Consider the following 21616-nt stretch of genomic DNA (forward strand, 5'->3'; position numbering starts at 1 on the left):
GAGTCTGTGCATCCCTAGTGGTTGAGCTCGTCGAAACCCGAGGTTTCAACAAGCTGAACCCTTGCTTTGTCTAAGGAAGCGGCTGCCGTTCGCCGACTCTGACCGAACCGTCGGGCGCAACGTAATCCCGCCGTCGTCGTTCTATCCGCTCCTGTTGGCCTGGGGAAGGAATCCTGGCGCCCTTTGCCCGGTTGCACCTGGCGCAGGCGGCGACGAAGTTCTGCAGGCTGGTGGATCCGCCCTTGGACCAGGGGTAGAAATGGTCGCCGTGCTCGGCGGGCCGGGAGCAACGGCGCCGGAATCCTGCCTCCATTTCACACAGGCCGGCAGCTCGTCCCATGCCTTCGCGACGTTGCTGGCGGCTGAAACGTCTTACCGGGTCCCGGCGTCGGACGTCTTGGCCGTGAATAACGGCAGCAACGATGACCAGGACCACAAGAAATGCGCCGGGCAGTGCAGACACAGCCAGAACGCTTTCGAGCATTCCGCGCAGAGCCTCGGTCACCGAGGAAATCCCCGTCCCGGAAACTACTGTCGGCTTTGGCATGAGGGCCAGGAAGACTGAGATTCCGAGCCACATCATTGCGGCCACATATGCCAAGCGCAAAGCCTTTCGGCTCCAGTAGACGCGTTTCAGTTCCATCATCGAGTGTCCCCAACCTCGCTGGTTACCTTTCGCAACCGACACCGTCTCGATCGTTGTCGAGACCATAGATGTCAGATCCAACGACGGTGACAGGTCCCCTCACATACGCAGGACCGTTGCCGCTCCCTCCGGCGCAATCGACGTCAGATGCAATGGGCACACACGCTCCCGCGTAGTTCGAGTCGCATCCGGACGGCGCTGCGGGGGCGGCAGGCCGCACGGGAGCCGGGACTTTTGCGGCTGCCGCGGCTTGCTGCTGGCGGGCGGCTTCTGCGGCAGCAGCTTCCTGACGGGCCGTCTCCGCAGCGGCCTGCTCTGCGGCGGCCTTGGCAGCGGCGTCTTGCGCTGCTTTGTCTGCGGCCGCCTTCTCTGCCGCGACCTTCGCCGCCGCTGCCGCACGCGTGTCCGTTACCCGTTTCGATTCCGACTGCTCCAACCACAGCAGTTTTCCGGCGTCGGTCTTGGTGCAGATGAAGATCTTCGGCAGGTACTTTTCGGTCGCATTCTCGGTGAGGCATGCGGAAGAAGCCGGGGCGGTTGGAGTGGGTGTCGGCGTTGCCGTCGCGGATGCGGACTCGCTGGCAAGGGAAGTACTGCTAGAGGCCGCGGATTGACCTCCGCAGGCCGTGGCTGAAATGACCATGGCGACCGCGAGAGCTCCACCGGCCACTTGCCGTCGGGAAATGCGTGACCGCGGCGAAGTCCGGACCACGTGGCCAACTTCATTGTTGGCAGGCTTCGGCGCTTCATTGCGAAAAATTGTATTCATTTATTGCCCCCATATTGATGATGCGAAATTGCTCGCCGAGCGTAACCCCGTGGCTTGAAGCAAAAAGGCACGGCGATGGTGGCAATTCTGACCGCGCTGCGTCAAGGTCTCCGCAAGTTCTTCCCAGCTTTGGCGCAAGTTCGACTCCACGGCATCGCCCAGCATCGACCGGACCCGGAACATCTCCGTGCGGATGGCCTGCGGCGTGCCCGCGTCCCCGTACAGCTCATAGGCCAGCTCGTCGGCGGTCCAGCCCTGGGCACGCGAATCCAGCAGCGCCAGGATTTCCGCCCGGGGCCAGCGTCAGCGGCACCCGGCTCCCATCAGCAAACACCGCGGCGGGCCTGTCCCCAAGAAGCTCCACTGATTCAACGGCCGCAACCGGCTGGCGGGCCGCCTGCCGGGACGCACGGACGGGAGAAAAGCCACCCGGCGACGTCCCGCCGTCGGGCCTTCCCAACAGCGACTCCGCCACCCGGACCGCGCACCGCACCATCCGTAGCGTGTCCGCGCTGATGGTGTCCAGCGGTCCGGAGACGTCGAGCACGCCCAGTAGCCGTCCCGTGGCCGGGTCCGTGATGGGCGCCGCCGTGCAGGCCCACTCATGGTGGGTGCGGACCAGGTGCTCGGCGGAGAACAGCTGTACCGGCCGGCCGGTGACCAGCGCCTCGCTGATCGCGTTGGTGCCGATGCCGGCCTCGGACCAGTCCGCCCCTTCGGAGAACTCCAGCCGGTCCGCCCGCCGCAGCACCTCCGGGCTGCCCACCCTCCACAGGATTTCGCCGCGGGCGTCGGTGAGCACCAGCAGGTGCCGGCCGGAACTGGAATCGTCGGCCAGAAGGTCGTTGAGCGCCGGCATGACCTGCTGCATCCGGTGCTCCCGCCGCAGCTCCAGCACGTCGGCGACGTCATGCAGGTGCCGCGGGCGGTGCTGGTCCGGGCTGATGCCAGCTTGCCAGGCCGAGAAAGACGGCGAGCGATTGCTCAACTGCCACCATTGTCTTGGAATCGATTCGGCCTATCCGCTGCCCCAGGTTGGCGCGACGCACTGTTGTGAGCCTGTCCACCATGATCTGGCTGACCCGGCCAAGACCCGTGAGCTGTCCGGGGTCGACCGTCAGCCTCAGCAATGGGGCGTCCGTGAGGTGGGATGTCACAGGCAGAAGGGTGATCGACTCTGACGCCGCAAACAGATCATCCTGGATGATGAGCGCTGGCCTGGGTTTTTGCGCATATGTTCCACCCGACACCGTCCACAGCTCGCCACGATTCACTCGGGCCAGTCTTCCGATATCTGTTCTATGAAGTCCTGGTCGCCGCCGGACCGGTCGGAGGCGGCAACAGCCAACGATTGGCGCTGGGCCTCACGCCTGAACTCTTCCGTGCGCGCATCAGGTACCCACATCTGAACCGCCCGCTCCCAGTGCTCGCGCAGCAACCCAGCCAGCCGTTCTGGCTCGATCCGGTGCGGGGGATCGAAGTGGTGGCGGTCCGGGAACACCTCAAGGCGGAAGTCCGGGAAGACCGCGGCCAGCCTGTCGGCCACCTCGCCGTAATCGTCCGGGTTGCTAAGGCCGCCGAGGACGAACAGCACCGGCTTATCGAATGCGGCGAGCCGTGCCCGGCTCAGGTCGTAACTTTTGAACGTCTCCAGAAACGCCTTAATGCCGGCAGGTCGCTTGGCCATCCACGGCGGCGGGGACCGGGCGGCGGTGGCGGGAGGACGATGTTGGGCTTCACTCCCAGCCTCATGAAGGCGGGCATGAACTGCTCGGGCGGCAGTGCTTCCAGCTGTTCGTACTGCTTCCAGAGTTCGCCGTGGGCAGGGCTCCAGTCCCAGTTCCCGGCCCACGCAGCTTCCAGCAGGGTTAGGCTGAGTAGGCGCCCGGGGTGTTTGGCGGCGAAGGCCAGCGCCGCGGCGCCGCCGCCCGAGTATCCCACCAGGTGGAACGTCTCCCAGCCGCGTTCGCGGGCTTCGCGGAGGACGCCGTCGATCTCGGTGTCCAGGCTCCAGCCCGGCGGGGGATCGTCGCCCGCATAGAGTTCCAGGTCCTTGGCGACGGCGTGGACGTCCGGTCCCAATGCCTCAATCAGAGCACCGTAGGCGGGCTGGGCGGGGAGCACGCTCCCGGGAAGAAGGATGACCCGAATTGGTTCCATGGCTGGATGCTACGCCGGGGCGGCGCAATCGGGAACAGCAATGGCCCCGGCAGCAGCAGAAGCTGCGGCCGGGGCCATTTGTCATGCTTGGTGAGCGGGTTACCGCCGGGGAAATGCCTTAGGCGCGTGCCTTGTGGCCCTTGGTCAGGATCAGGGCCAGGGCCACCATGCCGACGCCGAGCAGCAGGTTCAGGACGTTGTCGAAGCCGTTCAGCGGCACGAAGTTGCCAACCGAATCCTGGGGGATGACCAGGCCGTAGACGAACAGGACCAGGTAGATGATGCCGCCGTAGAGGAGGAAGGAGCGGGCGCCGGTGGCGGTCTTAGCCAGGGCAATTCCTGCTGCGCCGAAGAGCAGGTGGACAATGTTGTGCAGGACCGACACCTGGAAGAGGCCCAGCAGCACGGCCTCGGATTCGTGGCCGGCGAAGTGCAGCTGGTCGAAGTTGCCCGTGATGCCCGGAGTCTTTTGCAATTCATAAGGTGAGAGCCGCGCCAATGGCGCGTGCCGCCGTCGTGCCCTTATAGCTCCAGCCGGAAAACCCACAGCAGCACGTCCTCGCCCGGCACGTACCAGTCCCGCTCGGGTGCGCGCCGGAAGCCCAGCGACTCGTAGAGGCCATGGGCGCGTTCCATGAACGTGGCGCTCGTGATGCTGATCGCCTCGATGCCGGGCAGATCGCGGGCATGCTCCACGATCTCACGCACCACCGCGCGGCCCACGCCGCCGCCCTGGTGCGACGGGTCCACGGCCAGCATCCGGAATTCCAGCTCCCCGTCCCGCGCGATCTCGCTGTATGGCTGGCCGGCGAACGTCAGCGTCACGGCCGCCACCACCTTTCCTACCGCCTCCGCCACCCACACTTCCGCATGGTCGGCGCGGTGCTCCACGTCCACCAGTACGCTCATGTACGGATGGTCGGCCGCGAAGTGCCGGGCCCGGAGATACGCATCGCGCGTGATCCGCCGGACCTCCGGAAAGTCCGACGGCGTCGCTCGCCTGAGCGCGACGCTCACCGTGCGCTGTCCGCGGCAGCTTCGGTCCGCTCGAGGTAGTGGCGCAGCTGTGCCAAATCCGGCTGGGACGAGGGATCGCCCACCGCGTCTGCTCCGACTGCGTTGGCCACTGCCAGGGCGCGGGGGTAGTCGAGCCCGTGCCGCAGGGCCAGGACCAGCGCCGCGCAGAACGCGTCGCCAGCGCCGACGGTGTTCGCCACGGTCACGGCCGACGCCGGGGCCTCGGCCACCATCGTGCCGTGCTCGAACATCGCCGCGCCGTCCTTCCCATAGGTCACCGCGACCAGCTTTGCCTGAGCCAGAGCCGGTATCAGGGCGTACTCCGTTTCGTTGACGATCACCAGGTCGCACCGCTCGAGCAGCTCCGCGGGCAGGTCCATGGCCGGGGCGGCGTTCAGGACGAAGTACCCGGAGGAGCGCCTGGCGGCCTCCAGCACGACGGGCAGGCCGACCTCAAGCTGGCAGAGCACCGTCTCGTTCGCGCCGAATTCAACGGCGTCCAGGGAAAAGTTTTCGTTCGCGCCCGGGCACACGACGATCTGGTTTTCGCCCTCGCGGTCGACGACGATCAGCGCCGTTCCCGTCGCATCGTCGACGACGGCCACATCGGCGGTGTCGACGCCGGCACTTGCCATTGCCTCCAGCAGCAGGCGGCCCTGGGCGTCGTCACCCACGGCTCCGATCATCCTCGAGCTCCCTCCCAGCCGCGCGGCGGCAACAGCCTGGTTGGCTCCCTTGCCTCCCGACTGCTGGTGCAGACTGCCGCCGCCGATGGTCTCCCCGGCGGCCGGGAGCCTGTCCGCGGTGGCGATGATGTCGAGGTTGATGCTGCCGACGACGGTGACTGCAGGAAATTCGCGCTTGCTCATGGGAAGTCCTATCGGGGTGAGCCTCATTGGGCCGCTGGATTAGGAAACAGTGTACTCATGGTTGTACTTGTTCGTCATACATGGTTGTATAACAACTCACATCCCAAATGCAGGGCCGACGCCTGCAGAAACAAAGGAGTTTGATGTGAACACCCAAGGATCAGTTGCCACTTCGCCACCACAGGTGACCGGGGAGCAGGCCAAATTCGGCGGCCGCCGCGCCGCCCTGCTGATTTCCACCCTCATGCTCGGAGTGCTGTCCTTCCAGCTCAACGCCAGCATGGTTACGCCGGCGCTGCCCCAGATCGCAGCGCACTTCGGTCAGACCGCTGACGGCGCGGCACCGGTGCAATCAATGTTCTTCCTCGCCGGCGCAATTGCCGGCCCGGTAATCGGACGGTGGAGCGACTTCATCGGGCGCCGCGCTGCACTCCTGCTGGTGCTGGCCGTCATGGCCGCCGGAACCGTTCTCTGCATTGCCGCCCCCACGCTGCCCCTGCTCATCGCGGGCAGGTTCCTCCAAGGCGTTTCCAGTGCGGTGTTCGCCCTCGCCTACATCGTCCTCAGCGAGAACCTGCCGGCCCGCGTCTTCGGAACTTCCGTGGGGATCATCGCCGCCATCAACGGAGGAATCGGCGGCGTCGACGGCTATGTGGGTGGCCTTATGGCCGAAACCCTCGGATTCCAGTCCATCTTCGTCGTCGTGCTGGTGCTCACCGCCATCGCGGCCGCGTGCATCATCAAAGTCGTCCCGAAGGGACGGCCTGAGGGAGTCCGGGGTGCCATGGACTGGTGGGGAGCGGGATCGCTGTCGCTGTTCCTGGTCTTCGTTACGTATTTCGTTTCCGGCGGTTCGGCAGCCGGTTGGACATCCCCGGCCACCCTGGCCCTGCTGGCGGGCACCGCTGCTTCCTTCGCCGCCTTCTGGATCATTGAGAAGAAGCGCAGCCACCCCCTTATCGCCGTTCACCATTTGCGTTCCCGCCAGGTCTGGCCCGTCATCGCCACCACCGTCCTGACGCTGGCCGGCATCTTCGCCGTCATCAACTTCACGGTGGTCCTGCTGAGCCAGGACGCCGGCCACGGGTTCGGGCTCAGCGCGTCCCTCTCGGCCCTGCTGTTCCTGACCCCCGCCGCGCTCATCGGTGTCTTCGCGGCACCGCTCGCCGGCTGGCTGGCCGACCGGCGGGGCTGGATCAAGACGCTCCGCGCCGGCACCGGGCTGAGCCTGGCCTGCGCCATCGCCGCAGCCGTTTTCGCTGACAACCAGGTGGCGGTGATGATCGCCGTCGCATCCCTGGGCATTTTCTACAACGGCTTCTTCCTCACCGCCATCAACGGTCTCTCCGTCCTGCTCTCTCCCAAGGAAGCCCCGGCCGCCCTGCCCGGCATCAACGGAGCCTCCTTTGGCATCGGCGCGAGCCTCGGCGTCGTCCTCGTCGCACCGTTTGCCGCCCAGGCCACCTCCGCCGGCTACTCGACCGCCCTGTGGATTTCGGTGGGAATCACGGCAGCCGCCTTCATCGTCAGCCTCTTTGTCGCAGCGCCAAAAGGCGAATCGCTCTGAAACCCGCACCAGCAACAACGAAATGAGAAACACCGGAATGACCATGCCCATCAGCCACCCGTTCTACCTTGACTGTGACACCGGGATCGACGACGCCCTCGCCCTGGCCTACCTGCTCGCCTCCCCGCATGCGGACGTGCGGGGCATCGGCACCGTCAGCGGCAACGTCAGTGCCGCCGTCGGCGCCCGGAACACCCTGGACCTGCTCCAGCTCGCCGGGCACGCGGACATTCCCGTGGCCGTCGGCAACCACGATCCCCAGACGGGTACGTTCCATGGCGGGGCGCCGCACGTCCACGGGCACAACGGCATCGGCGGCGTCGAACTGGACGCAGCCGCCGCCGAACTGGTGCCCGGAACCGCGGCGGAAATGCTGGTGCGGCTCGCTCATGAACATCCGGGCAGGCTGCGCGTGCTGGCGATCGGTCCGCTCACCAATATCGCCGAAGCGCTGCGGCTGGAACCCGAGCTTCCCCGGCTGGTGGAAGAAATCACCATCATGGGCGGCGCCGCGTTTGCCCCCGGAAACATCACGCCCGTCGCAGAGGCCAACATCGCCAACGACCCCGAGGCCGCCGCTGAAGTCCTCGCCGCCGATTGGAACGTCACCCTGGTTCCGCTGGATGTGACCATGTCCAACGTGCTGGAGGAAAGCCACCGGCAGGAACTGCTCGACGCCGGCCACCCGGTTCCGCAGGCCTTGGGCGAAATGCTGGGCTACTATTTCCGGTTCTACGAAAGCCAGTTCGGCCGGGCCTGCTCCGCGATGCATGACCCCCTGGCGGCGGCAGTGGCGGTGGGCGGCATCAGCGCCGCCGTGGCGCCGGCGGTCCATGTCGACGTCGATACAACCGACGGCCCCGGACGCGGCCAGACGATTTGCGACCTGCGCGGACGGTACATGGACTACCCCGAGCAGGCCGGCGCGCGTTGCCGGGTAGTGCTGGAGCTCGACGGCGAATTTGCCCCACACCTGGTGGAAACGCTGCAGGCGTTCGGTGCCGCAGCGCCGTCGCTCAGTGATGCGGTGCCGGCCGTAGCCTGAGCCAAGCCGGTCAGGACTGGACGGACTGCATGACAGACAGGTGGCCGGCCCTCGCCGCGATCAGGCACTTTGCCAGGTAGAAGGGCCGGTTCGCGTGGCGGACATATTGAGTCAGGACCAGCACCGGATCTGAGGGCCGTAGATCGAGCAGCTTGGCGCGGCTCGGTCCCACCTGGCTCAGGCTGATTTGGCATTCGCCGGGGCCCAGCATCCGTCCTGACAGGTTGTTCAGGGCGGCAAGCAGTGTTGTGCCGCCGCCGTCGTCAAGCTCCAGGGGCTCGGCGGCGGCGGAACTGCTGCCGAACCGTACGGGCAGGGCGGAAATGTTTTCCTGCAGATGGGCGATGGCTTCGCCGTCCCTGATCAGGACGGACTCCCAGAGCCAGCAGTCTTCGCCGGGATCGATGCCCACGCCGGGTGCCGCGAATTCGGAGGCCGGCTGGCGCACCACCTGGACCCGCTTGATTTCCACCTGCTGCCCGGGGCCGCCGAGGACTTCCTCGAAGGGCCGGATGCGCTCAATCCCGATGCGGGGCTGCGTATCGGAGACAAACCGCCCCACTCCGCGCCGTGCCCTGATGAGGCCGTCTTCCTCAAGCAGCATCAGGGCCTCGCGGACCACGGTGCGGCTGACCAGCATGCCCGTGCCAAGTTCGGTCTCCGCGGGGAGCATCGACCCGGGCTGCAGGAGATTGTTGCGGATTGCCTCCGCGATCCGTGAGTACACGGCAACCCGGAGCGGAGAGCCGGACTGGGCCGCAATCGGCTGGGACAAGAACAGGACGGCGTCCTCGTGCACGTTATGCCTCGCTTAGTGGTCTTCGGGAAACCCAGCCTACTTCAGGTCTAACACGTTTGTCGGACAAGTGCGGCTTGCCCGACGGCGGTGCGCCGCCCTTAGGGGAGCGGCTGCTGTTCGCCAACGCCGTTGCAACGAACACATGGGAGTTCACCGCAAGCCTGACACCATTGCAAGGATGGCCGGCCGGGGCCAGAAATACTTGACACAACCAGTGGTGAACCGTCAAACATCGGAGCAGTCACCGCGGCATTTCTCGTTCAGTACAGATCCGCCCGGGGTGTTTACGTGTGGGCGTCAGGCGCCAGCGTTTGGACCGGGGATCCCTTCGGCACGTGCCCAGTGATCCAGCAGCATCGCGGCGAGCCGCTCGGGCTCGATCCGGTGCGGCGGGTCGAAATGGTGGCGGTCCGCGAAGACCTCAAGCCGGAAGTCGGGGAAGACCTTGGAGAGCCGCCCGGCCACCTCGCCGTACTCATCCGGATTGCTCAGCCCGCCGAGCACGAAGAACACCGGCCGGTGGAAATCGGCCAGCCGCCCGCGGTCCAGTCCGTAGTCCTTGAACGTCCGCAGGAAGGCCCTGATCCCGGGCGGCCGCTTGGCCATCCACGGCGGAGGCGAGCCCGGCTCGGGCGGCGGAAGGACGACGTCGGGCTTGACTCCCAGCCTCATGAACGCCGGCATGAACTGCTCAGGCGGCAGCCCCTCCAGCCGGTCGTAGTCCTCCCAGAGCCTGGTGTGGGCCGGGCTCCAGTCCCAGCTTCCGGCCCAGGCAGGTTCGAGCAGCGCCAGGCTGAGCAGCCGTTCCGGATGTTTGGCAGCGAACGCCAGCGCCGCGGCACCGCCTCCGGAATAGCCAAGAAGGTGGAATGTGTCCCAGCCGCGGACGCCGGCTTCCCGAAGGACACCGTCAATCTCTGTGTCGAGGCTCCAGCCTTCCGGCGGACTGTCTCCGGCGTAGAGTTCGAGGTCCTGGGCGACGGCGTCCACGGCCGGCCCGAGGGCAGCAATCAGAGCGCCGTAAGCCAGCCCGGCGGGAAGCACGCTCCCTGGAAGCAGGATGGCACGGAACGGTCCCATGAAAAAACTCTACGCCCGTTCGGGCGGTTTTCGGCCCGGATCTTCAAGTGCCCGGTGCGCACTTTCACGCCGGACGCAACGACGGCGGGACTCATCAGATGGTGAGTCCCGCCGTCGAGGTTTAGCCTGTGTTTTCCCCATGGGGGGAATGGTTAAGCGTGTGCCTTGGCGTGCGTGGAACGGCCGCGGGTGAGGATGAGCGCAAGGGCGATCATGCCTACGCCGAGCAGCAGGTGGAGTCCGTTGTCGAATCCGTTCAGCGGCACGAAGTTCGCGGCCGATTCCTGGTCGAACACCAGACCGTAGACGAAGAGGACCAGGTAGACGGCTCCGCCGTAGAGCAGGAAGGAACGGGCGCCGGTGGCGCTGCGGGCGAGCAGCAGGCCGACTGCGCCGAAGAGCAGGTGGACGATGTTGTGCAGGGCCGAGACCTGGAAGAGGCCCAGCAGCATGGCCTCGGAGTGGTGGCCGGCGAACTGCAGCTGGTCATAGTTGCTGGTGATGCCTGGGACGAAGCCGAGGACACCGACCAGGAGGAACACTGCGCCGACGGCGAGTGCTGCATTCTGGACGTTGGTGCGGGCCGCTGTGCTGGAAGTGTGAAGGGTTGTCATTTTGGTCTCCTAATTCGTGCCGAATGAGTATGGTCGGCAGAAGTCGTGGCTTCTGCGGCTTCCAATGACTATTCGGAGCAGCCAAGGGAACAGATGGGCCCGCGATGGCATTTTCCGCTGTCAGCGGGAAATTCCCGGTGACAGCTCCGTCAGTCCTGCTTCCGTCGCTGCGGTGACCAGTTCGCCGTCGTAAGCAATCAGGGCGTCCGTCTGGAGCCGGATGGCGGCTGCCAGGTGAATAGCGTCGGCGCTCCGCAGCCTGTCTGGTGGTGCGGCGGCGTACAGAAGATCCGAGCGCGCCAGATCCGCCGGCCTGCCCCGCGCCGACCGCCGGTGTCTACCTCACAGGGGAGGAGATCCGAGGTCTTATGAACGCGAGCCTGTATCGGTTCCGGGTGGAGGATTAGTGCTGAACGGTGTGTTCGCCCCGGGCTTTGCGTTCCGTCTGATGATGGGATTCGTGTGTTCCCTCCTCATGCACCACCACCACAGGACAGTCGGCATGCGATACGCAGGCGGAGCTCACTGACCCCAGATGCAGGCCCCTGAAGCCGCCGCGGCCGCGCCGTCCCACCACGATCATCTGGGCCGTGGAGCCCTCTTCAACGAGCTTTTCCGCAGCGGGCCCCCGCACCAGTTTGGTAGCGACATCAGGGGCCGTTTCGGTCCCGAATGCCTTCGTCACGACCTCAGAAAGTCTCCGGGCCGCGGCGGCCTCGTAGGCGGCGAAATCCGGTGGGACATAACCTGCGTAGATTTGGGGGAAATCCCAGCAGAGCACTGCGTGCACCTGTGCGTCGAGCGCCGGTGCCAGCCGAGCCGCCAGGCGCAACGCGGCGACTGAGGACTCGGATCCGTCAACCCCTACAACGATCCGGCTTGCTTCGGTATCCATCATTGTTCTCCTTTACTCCTGCAGCGCCGCCTGCTGGCGCTGACGATTCATGGTGGAATGGGTGCCCGGACCGGCGGTGGAGATGCGTGTGCAGTGCGCGGATCGGGACCCCGGCGGGCGGGTCTCTGTCCGGATTTCTGGGTATTCCGTTGATCTTCTTTGCTCTAAGAATGGCAGAGCGGGACCGGTAATAACAGGGATCAAAAGGGGGCCGAGTGGCGTCCCCCGGGCCCGCCCTCGACATGGCTCTCCCGTACGATATGCCGCCGTCGAAAGGGCGGTGATCGCGTGGTGGGAACGGGCGGTGGGAATCTCGTGTACAGTAGAGACCGTTGTTGTGTTTGAGTATTTGGTAGTTCAGAGCATTACGCGCGGTTGCAAGACCGCGTTCTTCTGAAGTAGCGGTGAAAAACACCCCACACCGGAGGACTCGACAGTCGGGACTTCTTCTCCACCTTCACGAAGGACAAAAATAATGGCTACAGGTACCGTCAAATGGTTCAACGCTGAAAAGGGCTTCGGCTTCATTTCCCCCGATGACTCCTCACAGGACGTCTTCGCACACTACTCCGCGATCGCCTCTTCCGGCTTCCGCTCACTCGAAGAGAACCAGAAGGTCTCCTTCGAAACCGAGCAGGGCCCCAAGGGTCCTCAGGCCGTAAACATCCAGGCTCTCTAAGACTTAGTTTCTAACTAACTCTTCTGAGTCCGGAACCGCAAGGTTTCTAGCAGGGCCGGTCATTGACCGGCCCTGCTTTTGCGTTAAGCGGTGTAGCTCAATTATTGTCTGGTCTCCTGCGGGCCTGTGGATAACTTGACTGACCGTTGGTGGGGTTCGGGTATCCTTGCCGGAGCAACCTTCTCCATTGTCTAGATAAATGTCTGGGGACATCTATGACCACCCGACTTGCTTCCACACGCTTCCGCCTGGCCGGCGTTGCCGCACTGGCGGCCTGCGCCCTTACGTTGTCGGCTTGCCAAGGCGGTGGTACTCCTGGGAACACCGGAACGACGACGGCGTCGGTCACGCCGAGCGCGACTCCCACACCTACCCCGACCCCCATCGCTGTGTACAAGCCAGCGGATGCGAAGGGGAAGGCGCAGAACGTCCCCGTGCCGGTGAAGCCGGCGTTGGCGGACGAGAACTCGAAGGCCGGGCTGGAGGCGTTCACTAAGTACTGGTTCGCGCTGCTGAACTACGGCTTCGAGACAGGTGACTCTTCGGCGTGGGAGAAGTTGATTCAGCCGGGGTGCCTCTTCTGCGAAAACTTGAAGTCGACCATTGAGACCGGCTACAAGTTGGACCGCTGGCAAGCCGGTGGCCGAATCTCGGCTCCCATCATTGACGCAACTGTGGCAGAGGGTGCTCCGACCCAGCAGGTCATGGTGCAGGTGATTCAGGAGACCACTGATTTCTATAAAGCTGACGGAAGTATTGGGCGCGCTCCGGAGCCTGCATCAAACACCGCCTCGGTTGTAATCGCGTCCTACAAGGACGGTGCCTGGATCGTTTCTGACATGCACCTGGTCCAGTAGGCCATGAAAATGGCCTCGAGACGGCTGATTATCACGCTGATCGCTCTCATGCTGGTTATGGCTCAGCAGAATCTTGCAGGAGCCACGACTTCGGACAGCGGCGACTATGGGGGTCACGGAGGTTTCAAGGGGTCAGGGCTCGAGGCGGGCGTGTGGGTGGTCGATCCGGCCAGCGGAGAAAAAGTTCCTGCACCACCCGGATTCGTAAGCAACGATCCGAATCAGTACTCGTACGATCTTCAGTGCCAGGTGGACGCAGACACGCTGGCCATCGCCTGCCTGCCGGGGCAGCTTCAATGCCCTCCGCGTGCGGAGGACGGCAAAGCCGGGGTCCCGGTGATCTGGAAGGTCGCGCCAAGGTCGATTACGAACCCGACGTGGGCCGAGTGGAAGCCCAATGGCAACGGGCCCGCCTGCCTTTACGATGAGAAGCCGGAAGATCTGCTGCCTCGGATCGCGGCCCGGATCGAGCAGGATTTCAAGAATCTGCCGATCACCCCCGCGTCGGTCACTGCCCAGCCGAGCCCACACACGCTCAGGGGCGCCGAAACGAACATTTTTGCGGACGCCACCGAGCAGCAGTTTGACGTGACCATCCTGGGCCAGCGGGTGCACCTGGTGGCCACGCCGGTCGAGTACACCTATAGCTACGGTGACGGTACAACGTTCGGCCCGACGCCGATGGCCGGTGGTCCGCTTCCGCAGGAGGAATGGGGCCAGAAAACGAGGACGAGCCACGTCTATGGCCAGACCGGTGACTTTCCCGTGGCCGTGACCACGTCATTCCGCGGAACTTATTCTGTCAACGGCGGACCGGCGCTGCCGGTCCCGGGAACGGGCCGGTTCGCATCTCCGGCGCAGACGCTGCAAGTCTGGCGGTCCGTCACCCGGCACTATGCCGACGACTGCAACGTGAATCCGGCCGGAGAAGGATGCCCCGGCTGGGTGCCACCGCCAGGGGAGAAGTGACAGCCATGTTCCGCCACCGGCGCTCACCAGACCCAACTGTCCGGTGCCTGTGACATGGGACGGGCCGTGTGACAAACCGGCGCCCGCGGTTGTGCCTGGACTTGCCCGGGTGATGATTCTTCGAGGTTTGCGGGGTGACGGTGTTCGACGTCAGAGTGCCGGTAATACTGCCGGCGCGGTATTGATACTGGCAGTGACGTCTGCGCTGGCAGGGTGCGCCCCGGCGAAGCCGGTACCGACCGTAGTGGATACCCCCAAGCTCGTCTGGCTCGGCGAACCACCCAGCGGCGGGCTGGAGGACAACGAGCACGTCAAGGCTGCCAGGGCGTTCCAGGTTGGCCGATCTGTGGCCTTCAACTCGGGTGACTTTTCAATGACCCAACTGCGGGATAACTCGACCGGATCATATGCGGATACCCTCTGGCGTTCGAGGAAATCGATCGTGGACGGGCGCAACCCACCTTACGCGTTCCCCGGACCTGTTCGGTTTGTTCCCGTCGGTCTGACAACCTCCCCGGATCCGGACATTGGTACCACAGTGGTGGCAGACCACGCCGTCGTCGAACTTAACTGTTCGTCCAGCGCTTCAAAGAGGCGGCCCTGGCTCCGCAAAGCAATGTTGTTGACGGTGAATTTTTCCCCCGTGCCCTCATCGTGCCAGTCCCGCAGCGCACCCGGCAGCCGGAAACGGGCACCTGTGGATATCTCCGGAACAGCAGGTGCCCGGGCTTCGTTGTACCAGCTGGGCCGCTACAGGCTCGACCACCGCTTCTGCTCAACCCGCTTCGGCCCGACCCGCTTCTTCTCAAAGGATCACCATGACTGCACGGACCATCGTCATCACCGGAGCGAGCGACGGCATCGGCGCGTCAGCCGCGCGGACCTTCGCGAAGGCAGGGGAGCGGGTGGTTGTGGTCGGGCGTTCGCCGGAAAAGACCCGGGCGGTGGCGAAGGAAATCGACGCCGACTACTTCATCAGCGATTTCGCCGATCTCTCGCAGGTGCGCACTCTTGCCACGGCATTGAAGGAAAAGTACCCGCGGATCGACGTCCTGGCGAACAACGCCGGCGGCATCATGGGCAAGCGCGAACTCACCGTTGACGGGCACGAGAAGACGTTCCAAGTCAACCACCTGGCCCCGTTCCTGCTCACCACAGAGCTCATGGACGTGCTCGCCGCCAGCCAGGCGTCCGTCATCAACACCTCCAGCGCCGCCAACGGTTTCGGCAAACTGGACATTAACGACCTCGACGCCACCGGCGGCCACTCCACCAACCGCGCCTATGGCAACGCCAAACTCGCCAACATCCTCTTCACCAGCGAACTCCACCACCGCTATAACAGCGCGGGAATCACGACGGCGGCCTTCCACCCGGGCGGGGTTGCCACCAACTTCGCGGCGACCTCCACCAGCGCCATGCGGTTCATCTACAAAAGCGTCCTCAACCGCTTCCTGCTCACGCCGGAAGAGGGCGCCGATACGCTGCTGTGGCTCGCCAACGGCCAGGCCGGAACCGACTGGATCTCCGGCGCCTACTACGCCAAGCGGGCCCTGGCCAAGGCCAGCAGCCAGGCATACGACGCCGGGTTGGCGCGTGAGCTATGGGACCGCAGCGAAGAAATGGTGAGCGCCTGATCTCGAAGCTCGATCACCGGGGACAGGCTCGATCACCGGCCCAGGCCCAGGCCCTGCAGCGCGTCTATCGCGTCAGCCGAGCGCAGCAATGCCATCTCGAGCCCGGACTCCGGCTCCGCATGGGAAAACAGGTAGCCCTGCAGCGAATCGCAGTCCAGATCCGTCAGGTAGGCAGCCTGGGCGGAGGTTTCGATGCCTTCGGCCGTGACGGTCAAACCAAGGCTATGGGCCATGTTGATCATGGAGCTGAGGATGGGCATCTTTTCCGCGCCGGTGCGGACCATGGACACAAAGGAGCGGTCGATTTTCACGGCGTCCACGGGCAGGTCCTGCAGCCGGCCCAGCGATGAATAGCCCGTCCCGAAGTCGTCCAGGGCGACGCTCGCGCCTGCTTCACGCAGGCTGCCCAGCTGGCGAATGACGTGGCAGTCGGGGTCGAGGAACACGCTTTCGGTCACTTCCAGCACCAGCTGACGAGGATCCATCCCGGAGGACTCAGCCAGGCGCAGTACACCGTCGGCAAAATCACGCTCCTTCAGCTGAACCCCGGAGACATTCACGGCCAGGGACCTCGCAGAGTCCTCGGCAAGCCAAGGCCGCAGCTGCGCAAAGGCGTGTGTCATCACGTGGTTGCCGATCTCTGAGATCAGTCCGCTGCGCTCCGCCGTCGGAATGAACTGCGCCGGAGGGACCCATTCACCGTCCCGCTCCCAACGCGCGAGCGCCTCGAACCGCACCACTTCGCCCAGTCGGGGCGAGATGATGGGCTGGTAGTGGACGGTGACTTGCCCGCGGTCAACAGCCAGCCGCAGCCCGGCCTCCATGTCCGTGCGCTGCACCAGGGCATTCATCATCTCCGGCTGGAAACGCATGTAGCGGTTCTTGCCGGCAGCCTTGGCCGCATACATCGACACATCGGCCCTGCGGAGCAGTTCGGAGGCATCAATGGCGTCCCCGACAATTGAGGCAAGTCCCAGGCTCAGGCTGGGCCGCAGCATTGTGCTGTCAATCCACATCGGCACGTTCAGCGATTCCACTATGGACTCCGCAACGGCGTCCGGATCAGGGGATTCCGTCAGTAGCACCACAAATTCATCGCCACCTAGCCGGGCCACGGTGTCGTTGGGGCGCACACATGTCCGCAGCCGGCGGGCCACCTCGATCAGCATCTGGTCGCCAGCATGGTGGCCCAGAATGTCGTTGACTTCCTTAAAGTCGTCCAGATCCAGGAGGAGAACGTCGACGGCGGTGCAGGCCTCCCCGCGAAGCGCCTCCGCCAGCTGGTCGTTGAACAGCTTGCGGTTGGCCAGCCCGGTCAAGGGATCCTGGAAGGCAAGCGACTTCAGCTGTGCTGCCTGCTCCGCCAGATCAGTCATGGCTCGTTTGGCCTGCTCCTGCGCAATGCGCCGAGGGGTGACGTCGCGAAAGCTCCACACGCGGCCCACCACCTGGTCTCCCACTTTCTGGGGACGTGAATACCTCTCAAAGGTGCGGCCATCGACGAAATCCAGCACGTCGTTGCTTTCCGCCAAGGGGTTGGCGTACAGCTCGTGGACTTTGTCCAGAAACCGGGATCGATCCGTGAGCTGACCAAGGACGAAGCTCATGACTGCTTCATCGTCATGCGTGGCCAGCAGCCCGCGCGGAATGCCCCACATCGAGACGAACTGGTCATTGACCCCGGCGATCTGCCCGTCGGTGCTGACCACAAGGATCCCGTCCGCAGTGGATTCCAGCGTGGCGCTCAGCAGTGACATCGCCTCGCGCAGCCCGGCATCCGCTTCCTCGCGGTGCGAGGTGCTGCGGACGGAAACGGTCATAGAGATGCCGGCGTCCGAATGCAGCAGAGAGCAGGCCACTTCTCCCCGGAATTCCGTGCCGTCGCGGTGCAGGCCATCGGCCTCAAACGGCGGGCGGTGGGCAGCACCGGCGTCGCTGCGCAGGCGGTTGAACAGCCGGTGGAAACCTTCACGGAAACCCTCAGCCAGAATAATGCGGTGGTCTTGACCCACCAGCTGCTCCCGCGTGTACCCGAACATCCGCTCGGCAGCGGCATTGATCAGGCTGATGGTGCCGTCCTCAGTGACCACCAACAAGGCATCGGGCATCGAGTCGAACACGGCCTGGTGGCTCGGGGCGGAACCGGAACCCGCACCCGAATCGGAACCCGATCCGGGTGCCGGCAACGGCAGCGTCACGTCGCCGGCAGAGACATGTGAGACCACAGATGTTCCATTGAGAGTCCTCCCCTTAGGTGATCATAGAGGCCTCACGGGCGCGTTGATAGTGCGCGCGCACTCTCACGCGGGGTCAGGGGAATTGTTCAGCGCTTAGTCCCCAGTGTTTCAATTGGCTGTGCAGCCAAGACTCCGGTACGCCTTACCACCGCTTGGGCGGGCTTGATCACTCGGGTCTCGACAGACTGAGCCACCGGAGCAGGCGCCTCCACCGGGGCAGGCTCAACCACGGAGTTCGTCCCCAGCCCTCGTACCGTCCAGCCTTCCGCTTGCCAGGCCGCAGCGTCCAGCACGTTCCGCGCGTCCAGCACCGTCCGCCGTCGTACTAGACCTCCCGCAACCGCCGGCGAAAGCGAGCGGTATTCGTCCCACTCGGTGAGCAGCAGCACCAGCTCGGCACCTTCCAGCGCACGGCGGGTGGAAGGCTCGAAGCGCAGCTGCGGGTAGCTCATCCAGGCGTTGTTGATGGCCTTCGGGTCCGTCACCGTCACGTGCGCGCCGGCCGCGGCCAGCTGCAGGGCAACGTCCAGGGCGGGGGAGTCGCGGATGTCGTCCGTGTCCGGCTTGAACGCCGCGCCCAGCACCGTCACCGTCCGGCCGCTCAGGAACCCGCGGCAGAGCTCCCGCGCGATCTCCACCGTCCGCAACCGCTGGCCCAGATTGATGGAATCCACCACGCCCATCCAGTCGTCCACCGAGCTGACATCCAGGGCAGCCGCCTGCGCCCGGAAACTCCGGACGTCCTTGGGCAGGCAGCCGCCGCCGAAGCCCAGCCCGGCGTGCAGGTACCTGTTGCCGATCCGCGGATCCATGCCCATTGCCTCGCTCAACTCGGTCACGTCTGCCCCGGACGCGTCGCACAGCTCAGCCATCGCGTTGATGAAGCTCACCTTGGTGGCCAGGAACGCGTTCGACGCCGACTTGATCAGTTCCGCCGTGGCGAAGTTGCACACCAGCCGCGGAATCCCGGCGCCCAGCAGCGGCCCATACACCGCATTCAGCGCAGCCGTCACGCCCGCGCCCTCAGCAGACTCCTTGCCCCCCGGCACCCCGTAGACCAGCCGGTCCGGCACCAGCGAATCCTTCACCGCGGTGCCCTGGCGCAGGAACTCCGGGTTCCAGCCCAGCAGCACATCCGGCCGCCGGGACAGGATTTTTCCGAGCATGTCCACCGTGCCCACGGGCACCGTTGATTTACCCACGACGACGGCGCCCCGGCTCAGGTGCGGGAGGAGCGCCCTCGTGGCGGAGACCAGATAGCTGAGGTCGGCGCCGTCGGACGTTTTGGACTGCGGGGTGCCCAAGCACAGGAAATGAACCTGGGCGCCGTCGGCATCCGCGAAGTCCGCGGAGAACGTGAGCCGGCCGGTGGCGCGGCCATCCTGCAGCAGCTCATCCAGGCCAGGCTCGTAGAAGGGTGCAAATCCGCGGCCCAGATGGTCCACCTTGTTGGCATCGACGTCGATGCCCACCACGGTGTGGCCCATGGACGCGAGCGTCGCAGCATGCACGGCACCGAGGTAGCCGCAACCGATCACTGAAATCTTCACAGGGTAACTCCTTTGTTGGTTTTGACCACTCGGGTTTCGGCAGGCTCAACCACCGCCTTGTAGTGATTCACCAGCTCCGCACTCAGCGCCGGCCACGTCCGCCCCTGGACCGAAGCGTGCGCCGCCGCGGCGAACGCGCGGCGCTTGGCGTCGTCGCCCATCAGGTCCATCACGTGCCTCCGCAGCCCGGCCAGATCGCCCGGTTCGTAGAGCCAGCCGGTGCGGGAATTCTCCACCAGGTCCAGCGGGCCGCCGCGCCCGGTGGCCACCACCGGAACGCCGGAAGCCATGGCCTCCTGGATGGTCTGGCAAAAGGTCTCGAACTCGCCCGGATGCACAAAGAGATCGAAGGACGCCACCGCCCGGGCCAGCTCCTCGCCGCCCAGGAAACCCACAAAGACGGCGGACGGAAGCGCCGCCTCCAGGACCGCGCGCTGCGGACCATCGCCCACGATCACCAGCCTGGTGCCCGGGACGTCTGCCAGCACGGCCAGATCCTCCACCTGCTTTTCAACGGCGAGCCGGCCAACATAGCCGATGATCCGCTCGCCGCCGGGGGCCACGGAAGCCCGCCAACCGTCGTCGCGCTTTTCCGGGGTGAACCGCGCGGTGTCCACACCGCGGCGCCACATGTCCAGCCGGGGAATCCCGCGCCCGCGCAGCTGGTTCAGCGCGAAGGTGGACGGAACCAGCGTCCGTGACGCCAGCAGATGGATGTTCTCCACCCGGTTCCAGGCCCAGTTCGCAAGGAACGGCGCCCCGTAACGGGCGGCATAGCTGGGGATCTCGGTCTGATAAATGGCTATGGTGGGGATCCCCAATTGGTGTGCGGCCTGAACGGCCCGCCAGCCGAGCACAAACGGCGACGCCAGGTGGACCACATCGGGCGCGTAATCGGCAAGGATTCTCTTGACCCGATTCACCCCGCCCAGGGCCACCCGCACGTTCGTGTATCCGGCCAGCGGTACTGACGGGAGCCGGTAAACAAACGCACCATGGACCACATCCGGAACATCTGTGTCCGATGTGGACGGCGCGATCACCAACACCTCATCGCCCCGGTTCTGCAGATGCTCCAGCACCCGCAGGATGGAGTGTGTAACCCCGTTCATCAGCGGCAGGAACGATTCAGCAACAATTGCGATCCTCACACCTCAACGGTGCGCGTGGCGGCTGACTTCGCGGGGGAATGGGTGTGACGGGGAGGGGAAGGTTTGGTTAACAGCGGGCCGGGCGGCGCTTCATTGTGACAGGTCCCACCGGAGCCATTGTTCCGTCGAGGATACGGGAGGACAATAACCGCTGTGGCGGACCGGCCACGGAAGATCAACTGTCGATGAGTCCGGGATCGGCCAGGATGGAGTGAACCATGGGCAGCTATGTGGACATTGACGGGCACCCGACGTGGGTCGACGACCGCGGCGGTCGCGGCGCACCGCTCCTGCTGTTGCACGGCGGACTGAGCAACAGTGACGCGCTGCTCAATAGCATTGGGCCAGGTCTCGCCGAGCGTTACCGCGTAGTGGCGTTCGATCGCCGTGGCCATGGCTATACCGCGGACACCGCTGCAGAGTTCCACTATGCGGACATGGCGACCGAAACCGTTCGGGTGCTCCAGCAGGTGGTTGGCGGCCCGGCCCATCTCGTGGGGTGGAGCGACGGTGGGATCATTGCGCTCCTCGTCGCGCTCAAACGACCCGATCTCGTACACAAGCTTGTTGTTATTGGTACGAACTACCACTACGACGGCGTCGTGCCCGCGGAGATGGACCCGGAGTCGCCGCTTGCACAGGAGCTGGGCAACGCCTACACAGAACGATCGCCTGACGGAGCCGAGCACCTGGAGACCGTCTTCAGCAAGAGTTTCACGATGTTCGGTTCGGAGCCGACGCTCACCACCGCCGACATCGGGCACATCACCCGACCGGCACTGGTCGTAGTTGGTGACGACGACGTGGTCGCATTCCCCCATACCTTCTCGCTGTACGACGCTCTGCCCGAAGGTCAGCTCGCCGTCGTCCCCGGAGCTTCTCACACGGTCCCACTTGAACAACCGGACATCCTCACGGGTCTCATCCTCAATTTCCTGGATGCAGCCGAGCCGCCCCGCACGCTCATGCCCATACGCCGCGCACGGCCTGCCAGCGCATAACGTGCCAATCGCGGGGCGGTCCCTCGCTACGTGGTCCTCGCTACGTGGTCCCCGGGAGGCGGTCCTGGGTCGGG

General features: G+C 65.0%; 23 protein-coding genes. 7 read left to right on the forward strand and 16 right to left on the reverse strand.

The window, feature by feature from the left end; translation table 11 throughout:
- Positions 1 to 70: 70 nt before the first annotated feature.
- The 9 genes from ACQCST_RS06600 to ACQCST_RS06640 form a co-directional block, all read right to left on the reverse strand.
- Positions 71 to 646 carry an HNH endonuclease gene (locus ACQCST_RS06600; protein ID WP_426998498.1) on the reverse strand — a complete coding sequence of 192 codons (576 nt, stop codon included), beginning with the start codon at positions 644 to 646 and terminating at the stop codon, positions 71 to 73.
- Positions 647 to 668: 22 nt separating this feature from the next.
- The gene (locus ACQCST_RS06605) at positions 669 to 1082 is read right to left on the reverse strand and encodes a hypothetical protein (protein ID WP_426998499.1); all 414 of its coding nucleotides are present in this window, start codon (positions 1080 to 1082) and stop codon (positions 669 to 671) included.
- 559 nt (positions 1083 to 1641) lie between these two features.
- The gene (locus ACQCST_RS06610; protein ID WP_426998500.1) at positions 1642 to 2403 is read right to left on the reverse strand and encodes a GAF domain-containing protein; all 762 of its coding nucleotides are present in this window, start codon (positions 2401 to 2403) and stop codon (positions 1642 to 1644) included.
- Entirely contained in the window at positions 2324 to 2689 is a 366-nt protein-coding gene (locus ACQCST_RS06615) for a type II toxin-antitoxin system PemK/MazF family toxin (protein WP_426998501.1), read from the reverse strand. Before ACQCST_RS06615 ends, ACQCST_RS06610 begins: the two co-directional genes overlap by 80 nt.
- Complete coding sequence (locus ACQCST_RS06620) at positions 2686 to 3102, reverse strand: antitoxin MazE-like protein (RefSeq protein ID WP_426998502.1); 417 nt, start codon at positions 3100 to 3102, stop codon at positions 2686 to 2688. Before ACQCST_RS06620 ends, ACQCST_RS06615 begins: the two co-directional genes overlap by 4 nt.
- The gene (locus ACQCST_RS06625) at positions 3042 to 3575 is read right to left on the reverse strand and encodes an alpha/beta fold hydrolase (RefSeq protein ID WP_426998503.1); all 534 of its coding nucleotides are present in this window, start codon (positions 3573 to 3575) and stop codon (positions 3042 to 3044) included. Before ACQCST_RS06625 ends, ACQCST_RS06620 begins: the two co-directional genes overlap by 61 nt.
- Before the next feature lie 118 nt (positions 3576 to 3693).
- Positions 3694 to 4050, reverse strand: a complete 357-nt coding sequence (locus tag ACQCST_RS06630) for a DUF4383 domain-containing protein (protein ID WP_426998504.1) — start codon at positions 4048 to 4050, stop codon at positions 3694 to 3696.
- 47 nt (positions 4051 to 4097) lie between these two features.
- Positions 4098 to 4592, reverse strand: coding sequence for a GNAT family N-acetyltransferase (locus tag ACQCST_RS06635; RefSeq protein ID WP_426998505.1), 495 nt, complete (start codon positions 4590 to 4592; stop codon positions 4098 to 4100).
- Positions 4589 to 5461, reverse strand: coding sequence for a ribokinase (locus ACQCST_RS06640; protein ID WP_426999094.1), 873 nt, complete (start codon positions 5459 to 5461; stop codon positions 4589 to 4591). Before ACQCST_RS06640 ends, ACQCST_RS06635 begins: the two co-directional genes overlap by 4 nt.
- Positions 5462 to 5645: 184 nt before the next feature.
- Between ACQCST_RS06640 and ACQCST_RS06645 the strand changes: the two genes are divergently transcribed.
- Both ACQCST_RS06645 and ACQCST_RS06650 read left to right on the forward strand, forming a co-directional pair.
- Positions 5646 to 7028: an MFS transporter gene (locus ACQCST_RS06645; RefSeq protein ID WP_426999095.1), complete on the forward strand. Its 1383-nt coding sequence runs from the start codon at positions 5646 to 5648 to the stop codon at positions 7026 to 7028.
- 37 nt (positions 7029 to 7065) lie between these two features.
- Positions 7066 to 8073: a nucleoside hydrolase gene (locus ACQCST_RS06650; RefSeq protein ID WP_426999096.1), complete on the forward strand. Its 1008-nt coding sequence runs from the start codon at positions 7066 to 7068 to the stop codon at positions 8071 to 8073.
- Positions 8074 to 8083: 10 nt separating this feature from the next.
- Here the strand turns inward: ACQCST_RS06650 and ACQCST_RS06655 are convergent, their stop codons facing one another.
- The 4 genes from ACQCST_RS06655 to ACQCST_RS06670 all read right to left on the reverse strand — a co-directional run bounded on the left by ACQCST_RS06655 (position 8084) and on the right by ACQCST_RS06670 (position 11461).
- Positions 8084 to 8872 carry a GntR family transcriptional regulator gene (locus ACQCST_RS06655; RefSeq protein ID WP_426998506.1) on the reverse strand — a complete coding sequence of 263 codons (789 nt, stop codon included), beginning with the start codon at positions 8870 to 8872 and terminating at the stop codon, positions 8084 to 8086.
- 297 nt (positions 8873 to 9169) lie between these two features.
- Positions 9170 to 9952, reverse strand: a complete 783-nt coding sequence (locus ACQCST_RS06660; protein WP_426998507.1) for an alpha/beta fold hydrolase — start codon at positions 9950 to 9952, stop codon at positions 9170 to 9172.
- 152 nt (positions 9953 to 10104) lie between these two features.
- Entirely contained in the window at positions 10105 to 10566 is a 462-nt protein-coding gene (locus ACQCST_RS06665; RefSeq protein ID WP_426998508.1) for a DUF4383 domain-containing protein, read from the reverse strand.
- A 403-nt stretch (positions 10567 to 10969) separates the two neighbouring features.
- Positions 10970 to 11461, reverse strand: coding sequence for a universal stress protein (locus tag ACQCST_RS06670; protein WP_426998509.1), 492 nt, complete (start codon positions 11459 to 11461; stop codon positions 10970 to 10972).
- Positions 11462 to 11936: 475 nt separating this feature from the next.
- Between ACQCST_RS06670 and ACQCST_RS06675 the strand changes: the two genes are divergently transcribed.
- The 4 genes from ACQCST_RS06675 to ACQCST_RS06690 all read left to right on the forward strand — a co-directional run bounded on the left by ACQCST_RS06675 (position 11937) and on the right by ACQCST_RS06690 (position 15603).
- On the forward strand, positions 11937 to 12140 hold the full coding sequence (locus tag ACQCST_RS06675; protein WP_024365339.1) for a cold-shock protein: 204 nt from the start codon (positions 11937 to 11939) through the stop codon (positions 12138 to 12140).
- Positions 12141 to 12355: 215 nt separating this feature from the next.
- Entirely contained in the window at positions 12356 to 12997 is a 642-nt protein-coding gene (locus ACQCST_RS06680) for a DUF6318 family protein (RefSeq protein ID WP_426998510.1), read from the forward strand.
- A gap of 9 nt (positions 12998 to 13006) precedes the next feature.
- Positions 13007 to 13966 (forward strand): hypothetical protein, encoded by a 960-nt coding sequence (locus ACQCST_RS06685; RefSeq protein ID WP_426998511.1) that lies wholly within the window; start codon positions 13007 to 13009, stop codon positions 13964 to 13966.
- 818 nt (positions 13967 to 14784) lie between these two features.
- Complete coding sequence (locus ACQCST_RS06690; RefSeq protein ID WP_426998512.1) at positions 14785 to 15603, forward strand: SDR family NAD(P)-dependent oxidoreductase; 819 nt, start codon at positions 14785 to 14787, stop codon at positions 15601 to 15603.
- Between the two features lie 32 nt (positions 15604 to 15635).
- Here the strand turns inward: ACQCST_RS06690 and ACQCST_RS06695 are convergent, their stop codons facing one another.
- The 3 genes from ACQCST_RS06695 to ACQCST_RS06705 form a co-directional block, all read right to left on the reverse strand.
- Positions 15636 to 17828 (reverse strand): putative bifunctional diguanylate cyclase/phosphodiesterase, encoded by a 2193-nt coding sequence (locus ACQCST_RS06695; protein WP_426998513.1) that lies wholly within the window; start codon positions 17826 to 17828, stop codon positions 15636 to 15638.
- 98 nt (positions 17829 to 17926) lie between these two features.
- The gene (locus tag ACQCST_RS06700; protein WP_426998514.1) at positions 17927 to 19390 is read right to left on the reverse strand and encodes a UDP-glucose dehydrogenase family protein; all 1464 of its coding nucleotides are present in this window, start codon (positions 19388 to 19390) and stop codon (positions 17927 to 17929) included.
- Positions 19387 to 20541, reverse strand: coding sequence for a glycosyltransferase family 4 protein (locus ACQCST_RS06705; RefSeq protein ID WP_426998515.1), 1155 nt, complete (start codon positions 20539 to 20541; stop codon positions 19387 to 19389). The genes ACQCST_RS06700 and ACQCST_RS06705 overlap by 4 nt, the downstream gene beginning before the upstream one ends.
- 218 nt (positions 20542 to 20759) lie before the next feature.
- Here ACQCST_RS06705 and ACQCST_RS06710 point away from each other — a divergent pair, with 218 nt between their 5' ends.
- Positions 20760 to 21542, forward strand: coding sequence for an alpha/beta fold hydrolase (locus ACQCST_RS06710; RefSeq protein ID WP_426998516.1), 783 nt, complete (start codon positions 20760 to 20762; stop codon positions 21540 to 21542).
- Positions 21543 to 21616: the final 74 nt, after the last annotated feature.

Origin of the sequence: Pseudarthrobacter sp. N5, from assembly GCF_050157035.1 — a bacterium.
Classification (GTDB): domain Bacteria; phylum Actinomycetota; class Actinomycetes; order Actinomycetales; family Micrococcaceae; genus Arthrobacter.

What these genes read in the sequence shown, in the direction of transcription:
- ACQCST_RS06660 (WP_426998507.1), bottom strand. Translation starts at nt 9,952, where the DNA reads ATGGGACCGTTCCGTGCCATCCTGCTTCCAGGGAGCGTGCTTCCCGCC.
- ACQCST_RS06665 (WP_426998508.1), bottom strand. Translation starts at nt 10,566, where the DNA reads ATGACAACCCTTCACACTTCCAGCACAGCGGCCCGCACCAACGTCCAG.
- ACQCST_RS06620 (WP_426998502.1), bottom strand. Translation starts at nt 3,102, where the DNA reads ATGGCCAAGCGACCTGCCGGCATTAAGGCGTTTCTGGAGACGTTCAAA.
- ACQCST_RS06650 (WP_426999096.1), top strand. Translation starts at nt 7,066, where the DNA reads ATGACCATGCCCATCAGCCACCCGTTCTACCTTGACTGTGACACCGGG.
- ACQCST_RS06670 (WP_426998509.1), bottom strand. Translation starts at nt 11,461, where the DNA reads ATGGATACCGAAGCAAGCCGGATCGTTGTAGGGGTTGACGGATCCGAG.
- ACQCST_RS06685 (WP_426998511.1), top strand. Translation starts at nt 13,007, where the DNA reads ATGGCCTCGAGACGGCTGATTATCACGCTGATCGCTCTCATGCTGGTT.
- ACQCST_RS06710 (WP_426998516.1), top strand. Translation starts at nt 20,760, where the DNA reads ATGGGCAGCTATGTGGACATTGACGGGCACCCGACGTGGGTCGACGAC.
- ACQCST_RS06640 (WP_426999094.1), bottom strand. Translation starts at nt 5,461, where the DNA reads ATGAGCAAGCGCGAATTTCCTGCAGTCACCGTCGTCGGCAGCATCAAC.
- ACQCST_RS06690 (WP_426998512.1), top strand. Translation starts at nt 14,785, where the DNA reads ATGACTGCACGGACCATCGTCATCACCGGAGCGAGCGACGGCATCGGC.
- ACQCST_RS06680 (WP_426998510.1), top strand. Translation starts at nt 12,356, where the DNA reads ATGACCACCCGACTTGCTTCCACACGCTTCCGCCTGGCCGGCGTTGCC.
- ACQCST_RS06625 (WP_426998503.1), bottom strand. Translation starts at nt 3,575, where the DNA reads ATGGAACCAATTCGGGTCATCCTTCTTCCCGGGAGCGTGCTCCCCGCC.
- ACQCST_RS06675 (WP_024365339.1), top strand. Translation starts at nt 11,937, where the DNA reads ATGGCTACAGGTACCGTCAAATGGTTCAACGCTGAAAAGGGCTTCGGC.
- ACQCST_RS06600 (WP_426998498.1), bottom strand. Translation starts at nt 646, where the DNA reads ATGATGGAACTGAAACGCGTCTACTGGAGCCGAAAGGCTTTGCGCTTG.